We start from the raw sequence: 5833 nt of genomic DNA, 5'->3' as shown, positions 1-5833 counted from the left end.
TAAAGCCAGCCCGGCCAGGGAAACGGCATTGGCCGAGATCCCGCGCGCGATGAACCAGGGCACGAGAAAGCGTGCCGCTGGATGAATAATCCAGAGATTTGTCGGATCTTCTATCCGTCGGTCCCGTGAGGTATCGGGGATGGTAAATGTCATTAAATCGTAATGTATGAGCCTAGCTGTCTGACTTGCAAGTGATTTGCAACGAGCCTGTCACGCGTCGATCAGGCTGGTCGCTGAGGCAGGCTAGAGTTGGCGGTCAGCTCTGCGGTACCACGGCGGCTTGATGGATGGCGCCGTCATGCCGTTCTTAAGGCAGTTTGCCGGGATTGATCGGTCGTGGTTCGACGACTTGTCAATACCACGGCTGGAGCTCCGGCTCGCCAATCATCCCGCGTCGAATCTCTTTCACAGGACCACGCACAACGTCTCCCCCCTGGCCTCTGCAGGGGACCGCGATCGTCATCGAAGGTCTGACGGATGCAGATCGGTTAGGTGGCGCTAGCTGAGTAAGCAGCGGCCAGGCTGCAATTAACGAGCGTCCGCTTTCGAGAGGGGGCCGCCCGCCGTTGAATGGCCGACATTGTGAAGGAAATCAGGCACCGGCAGGTGTATGATATCCTCCAAAGCAGGAAGCCGCGGGCCACGGGCGCTGGTCTATGGGGAAAGCGGTTTTCCGGTGGCTGGCCGGTCGGTGTGATGTCGGGCGGGATTAACGGTGTGAGGCCGCGACGCGGCACTCGGCAAGAGCGTGCGGCATGGATGTCGGCCAGGACAGGCGGTCGGGGCAAGCGTCGATGTGACTGGCGGTTTCGCCGGCGCGAGTGGGATGAACGCCGTAAGCGCGGGAGCCGCGTGGCGGGATGAAGGCAGGCCGTGCCGGGTCATGGCGTCGTGGTCCCGGTCGCGCTGGTGTCATGCGGCGGTGCGCGGGGTTGTCGCCAGCGCTCGAAGGTTTCGATGACCAGCATGCGCCCGCCGCAGCACGGGCATGGCGGACGGACGTCGTCGGGTTCGACCGTCGACGTGGCATCGATTGGTGGTGGCGCAACACCGAGCAGTTCGCGGGCCCGTTCGAGATGTGCCTTGCGAGTGGCGCCGGCGAGCAGGCCATAGTGGCGAATACGATGGAAGCCCTTGGGCAGGACGTGGAGCAGGAAGCGGCGGATGAACTCGTCGGGGCTGAGCGTCATGACCTGCTGGCGGTCAGCACCACCCCGGCGGTAATCCTTGTAGCGGAAGGTGACGCCGGTCTGGTCGAAGCGCAGGAGCCGGCTGTTCGAGATGGCGACGCGGTGAGTGTAGCGCGAGAGATAGGCGAGCACCGTCTCGGGGCCGGCGAACGGCGGCTTGGCATAGACCACCCAGCGCTTCTTTCTGACCGGGGCCAGGTGCCGCAGGAACGTCCGCCGGTCGGCAAGATGCGCGAGGCTGCCGTGGAAGCCGAGCCGCCCGGCGTCGTACAGCGCCATCAGCCGGGTCAGGAACAGGCGGCGGAACAGCTTGCCGAGGACGCGCACCGGCAGCAGGAACGCCGGCCGTGACGAGATCCAGCGACGGCCGTCCCGCGACAACCCGCCGCCTGGGACAATCATATGGATGTGCGGGTGGTGGGTCATCGCCGAGCCCCAGGTGTGAAGCACTGCGGTCATGCCGATGCGTGCGCCGAGATGCTTCGGGTCGGTGGCGATGGTCGTCATCGTCTCGGACGCCGCCTGGAACAGCAGCCCGTAGACCGCCGCCTTGTTCTGCCACGCTACATCGGCAACCTCGGCGGGCAGCGTGAAGACGACGTGGAAATAGCCGACCGGCAGCAGGTCGGCCTCGCGTTCGGCGAGCCAGGTGCGTGCGGCCGCCCCCTGGCAGCGCGGGCAATGCCGGTTGCGACAGCTGTTATACGCAACCCGCCAATGCCCGCAGTCGGTGCAGGCCTCGACGTGTCCGCCCATGACGGCGGTTCGGCAGGTCTCTATCGCCGACATGACCTTCAACTGGTCGAGGCTGAGGTGCCCGGCGCGGGTCATCCGGTATGCAGGACCGGCAGCGCGGAAGATGTCGGCCACCTCGAGCGAGGCGCGCACTCGGGCGTCACCCGGCGGGCGTCCTGCCCTCCATCAGCGCCATCAACTGGTCGAGCGGGCCGGTGACGGCGCGGATCGTACGGGTCGCGACCTTGGTGTAGAGCGCAGTCGTCTCAAGCTTGCTGTGCCCGAGCAGGACCTGGATGACGCGGATATCGACGTCCTGCTCCAGTAGGTGGGTGGCGAAGCTGTGCCGCAGCGTATGCGGGCTGACCCGCTTGCGGATGCCCGCCGCCTCGGCCGCCTCGTGGACCGCACGGTGTAGTTGCCGTGTCGAGATCGGGTCGGTGTAGCTGCGGCCTGGGAACAGCCACCCGTGCGGCAAGAGGACGCTGCGCCGCTTGCCCTCGCGCCACCAGATCCTGAGGAGCTCGAGCAACTGCGGCGACAGCATCGCGTTGCGGTCCTTGCGGCCTTTCCCCTCCTCGATGCGGATGAGCATGCGCTTGCTGTCGATGTCGTCGGCCTTGAGATGCGCAACCTCGGACACGCGCAGGCCGGCGCCGTACGCCACGCCGAGTGCCGCGCGGTACTTGATGCCCGGTGCCGCCTCGAGCAGCCGCGCGACCTCATCGACGCTCAGCACGTCGGGCAGCTTCCGGGGCCGCGGCGCCAGCACCAGCTTGCGCGACAGGTCCGGCCGGTCGAGCGTCACACCGAACAGGAAGCGCAACGCCGATACCGTGGCGCCGATGACGGACTCGCTGACGCCGTGCTCGCGTTGATGGACCTGGAAGCGACGCACGTCCTCGGCCGTCGCGGTGTCCGGCGAGCGCTTGATGAACGCCGCGAAGGCTCGGACGTGGCGGACATAGTCGTGCTGCGTCCGAGCCCGCATCGAACGCATCGCCATGTCGTCGAGCATCCGCTGACGCAGTGGGGTAACGCTCGGTTCGACAAGTGCAGTAGCCATGATGGAGTTCCTCTTGTTGAAGGATCTCCATCGTCTGCCCCCGCTGCCGCAGGGCCAAACCTCAGTGCTGACGCGCTACTTCACCGCGAACAACACTGCCGCGCAGCGGCTTCGTGCAGTGGGTCGAGTGAGACTGCGACTTGACGCGTTCCGTAGCTTCAGGCTGTCATTCTGCGCTCACCACGCCTTCAATGACGCCATTCTGTCCAAGACACCGGATATTATGCCGGGCCAGTACCGATAGGATCTTCTCTACGCTGCCGCGCCGCGGAGTAGTGGTTGCCTCGCCGTTTTCGAGTCGCCGGATGGTCGAACGCGATACGCCTGCCTCTTCCGCTAGCTTCTCCGCCGGCCAGTTGAGTAGTGCGCGGGCAGCGCGCAACGCGCCTGCCGCGATGTCATCGAATTGATCTGCGCGAAGCGGTCGCATCGCGGACTCATTACGCGCGAGACGCGCGGAACCCGCGATCGGCAGGATGACCCCGAACCATTTGAGAACGCCGCCACCGATGTCGAGCATCGGCACACCGCGCGCGTTGAACCAGCGATAGATGCCGTCTGCGCAGCGGAGGCGGTAGTCGGTATTGTAATGGGAATGGTGGGTAACGGCGGTTTCCCAGGCAGCGCGGACACGATCGATGTCGTCGGGGTGCAACGCCGCCATCCATCCGTCTCCCGCAACGTCTGCCGGGTTCTGGCCGGTCAGCGCCACCCATTCGGGAATGTCCATCACATAACCATCGGCATCGACCACCCATGTCGCTGAAGACGTTTCGGAAACGAAACGTCGCAGCCATTCTTCGCTGACTACCTCTTTGGCCATGCGACCCGATCTACCAAAAGCGCGCCCGCCTTGCACCACAGAAGACACTCTTTGAATCACAACGCAACGACCAAGCCATCGTATGAAGGCTTTTGCATTGTTTTACGACAGGCGTATGGCGAATGGATCATACGGCTTCACGATGTTGTGGCATGCCCCACCCTGGCCCATTTGCTGCTCCGGCCAATCTCGTCAACGGTGTGCCCGAAGCGGGCGCCGACGAACGGGTTGCACGCCGCAGCTTTGTGCGCGCCAGTAAGTGGCATGGCTATGCACATAACGGCGCAAAAATATCCAATATTGTGCAAAGAAAACATCAAATGGACCAATATGGTCCGTATCAGTAAGGCATTTTTTAACTTCCGCGGGGGTACGTCTTGGAAAGGTAGGGGAGATGTCCGATGATCGACTGGTTCGCCAATCACGCACCTATTCGTCAAAAATTCGAAGCTCTGTTCGTTTGCCAGCTAGCGATCGCTGCGCTCGCATCTGGCATCATCCACCTGTTCGTCATGCGCCACGCCAACCTGGCATGGCCAGTCGGCACGGGTATTTACGTGATGGCTTTTCTGCCCGCTTTGCTGACCTGGTTCAGCGGTAGGCTGATCAGTACGCCCTATGTCACTACGGTCCTGCGAATGGAAGCGATGGCCGAAGGCGATCTGGAGAGCCCGGTACAGTTTACCGACAACCGGGATTGCGTGGGACGCATGACGCGCGCCATGCACATCTTCCGTCAAAACGCGGACGCGGTTCGCACGACGAACATTGCGACGAAGCTGGTCGTTCAGGAACTGGGTGACGGCTTGACCCGCCTGGCCGCTGGAGACCTTTCGCTGCCGATCACAACCGAATTTTCGTCAGATTACGAACGGCTGCGCCACGACTTCAATGCCGCCGTAGAGGCGCTCGATTTCATCTTGTCGACCGTCACGACCGTCGCTCGCGAAATCAACAGCGGTGCCTCGGACATACGGCAAGCATCGGACGATTTGTCTTGCCGCACGGAGCAGCAGGCAGCTGCTTTGGAAGAAACGGCCGCTGCCATGCAGGAAATTACGTTGACGCTTCGTCAGAGTGCGGAAGGAACCACCAAGGCAAATCAACTCGTGTCCCAAGCCCGTCAGGAGGCACAGCAGTCGGGCGAGGTGGTGCAGCGCGCGGTCCTTGCCATGGAAGGGATTGAACGGACGTCGGGCGAAATCTCCGAAATCATCAGCGTGATTGACGGCATCGCATTTCAAACCAACCTGCTTGCGCTCAACGCCGGTGTCGAGGCTGCGCGCGCTGGCGATGCAGGCAAGGGATTTGCCGTTGTTGCCTCCGAGGTGCGCGCCTTGGCACAGCGTTCGGCAGATGCCGCGAAGGATGTGAAGGCACGTATCACCGCCTCAACCGAACAGGTCGAAGCCGGGGTTAAGTTGGTAAGCGATACCGGAAGCGCTTTGCATGGTATCATTGATCGGGTTGGCGAGATCAGCACCATCGTCAGTGATATTGCGGGCTCGATGGATCGGCAGGCTTCGGGCATCCAAGAGGTCAATTCCGCGATTGCGGCGATGGATGGCGTAACGCAGCAGAACGCCGCGATGGTCGAGGAAGCGACCGCAGCAACGCGTTCCCTTGCGTCGGAAGCTGAAGATCTCGCCAATCAAGTGACCCGGTTTAAACTGACCCAGAAAGCTCAGGCAAGAGAAGCATTGCCATCCTCGAATACTGTCCACCATCTCCAGGACTATGCGGCAAAGTCTGTTAGGCGCATGGTGAATACGCAGCGAACATCCTCCGCCTCCTCCTCGAGTGCGCTTGCCGTGACACACGAAGACTGGTCATCGTTTTGATGACCCGGCAGACGTTCGTCGCCGGCTACACTTGTCTGCTACTTGATCTCGCCGAACTCGAGCAAGCCATAAGGCGAATACACTACGTCGTGACAAGCCTTGCCAACCCTATTGGTTCGATGACAGCGGAGGAAGGAGTGGAAGATGCTCCGCTGAGCGGAAGGTCGGAGCCATAAGC

Annotated in this window: 5 protein-coding genes; 2 read left to right on the top strand and 3 right to left on the bottom strand. The window is 62.4% G+C overall.

What is annotated here, in order from left to right; all coding sequences use genetic code 11:
• Positions 1–881: 881 nt before the first annotated feature.
• From SSA01S_RS18490 to SSA01S_RS18480, 3 genes are all read right to left on the bottom strand, one after another.
• Entirely contained in the window at positions 882–2078 is a 1197-nt protein-coding gene (locus SSA01S_RS18490; RefSeq protein WP_061781576.1) for an IS91 family transposase, read from the bottom strand.
• 7 nt (positions 2079–2085) lie between these two features.
• On the bottom strand, positions 2086–2991 hold the full coding sequence (locus tag SSA01S_RS18485) for a tyrosine-type recombinase/integrase (protein ID WP_055763804.1): 906 nt from the start codon (positions 2989–2991) through the stop codon (positions 2086–2088).
• Between the two features lie 166 nt (positions 2992–3157).
• Positions 3158–3814 carry a PAS domain-containing protein gene (locus tag SSA01S_RS18480; RefSeq protein WP_061781575.1) on the bottom strand — a complete coding sequence of 219 codons (657 nt, stop codon included), beginning with the start codon at positions 3812–3814 and terminating at the stop codon, positions 3158–3160.
• Between the two features lie 122 nt (positions 3815–3936).
• Between SSA01S_RS18480 and SSA01S_RS19720 the strand changes: the two genes are divergently transcribed.
• Positions 3937–4161: a hypothetical protein gene (locus tag SSA01S_RS19720; RefSeq protein ID WP_156477953.1), complete on the top strand. Its 225-nt coding sequence runs from the start codon at positions 3937–3939 to the stop codon at positions 4159–4161.
• 54 nt (positions 4162–4215) lie between these two features.
• Entirely contained in the window at positions 4216–5655 is a 1440-nt protein-coding gene (locus SSA01S_RS18475) for a methyl-accepting chemotaxis protein (RefSeq protein ID WP_061781574.1), read from the top strand.
• Positions 5656–5833: the final 178 nt, after the last annotated feature.

The sequence above is a fragment of the Sphingomonas sanguinis NBRC 13937 genome, from assembly GCF_001591005.1.
Lineage (GTDB): Bacteria > Pseudomonadota > Alphaproteobacteria > Sphingomonadales > Sphingomonadaceae > Sphingomonas > Sphingomonas sanguinis.
The sequence above is the reverse complement of the archived record's forward strand: the minus strand, read 5'-3'. Positions and strand labels throughout refer to the sequence as shown.